We start from the raw sequence: 596 nt of genomic DNA, 5'->3' as shown, positions 1-596 counted from the left end.
GGCGAGACCATCACGATCAAGGAGGGCTCGTTCGCCGGCCTTCCCGGTTCGATCAGCGAGATCAAGCCCGAGAGCGGCAAGCTCACGGTGCTCGTCTCCCTGTTCGAGCGCGAGACCCCGGTCGAGCTGTCGTTCGACCAGGTCACCAAGCTCTGACCGCATTCGGTCACGAAGGACGCCCCGCAGCCGATCGGCCGCGGGGCGTTCGTCGTCGTGAGGTGCGGTAGACTGTCGTGGTTTGCGTGTGGATTTCGCGCGCGCAGGCACACCGCGGTCCGGAAGGGCCGGAATCGCGGGAGAACCGGCTGCTCCGGCATCCGATTCGAGAGAGGAAGAAGCATGGCACCCAAGAAAAAGGTGACCGGCCTGATCAAGCTCCAGATCAAGGCCGGCGCCGCGAACCCCGCGCCGCCGATCGGTCCGGCGCTCGGTCAGCACGGCGTCAACATCATGGAGTTCTGCAAGGCGTACAACGCCGCGACCGAGTCGCAGCGCGGCAACGTCATCCCCGTGGAGATCACCGTCTACGAGGACCGCAGCTTCACGTTCATCCTGAAGACGCCGCCGGCCGCAGAGCTCATCAAGAAGGCCGCCGG

1 protein-coding gene and 1 pseudogene are annotated in these 596 nt (G+C 65.8%); both read left to right on the top strand.

The features are described 5' to 3' along the window. Positions 1–156 (top strand): transcription termination/antitermination protein NusG (nusG, locus tag NQ160_RS24460; RefSeq protein WP_374113717.1); only part of this gene is annotated, 156 nt, incomplete at its 5' end. Positions 157–339: 183 nt separating this feature from the next. Beyond that, positions 340–596, top strand: a pseudogene (locus NQ160_RS24455) (50S ribosomal protein L11); the annotation flags it as partial.

The sequence above is a fragment of the Microbacterium sp. zg.Y909 genome, from assembly GCF_024626565.1.
This window is presented reverse-complemented; position numbering and strand designations above follow the sequence as displayed.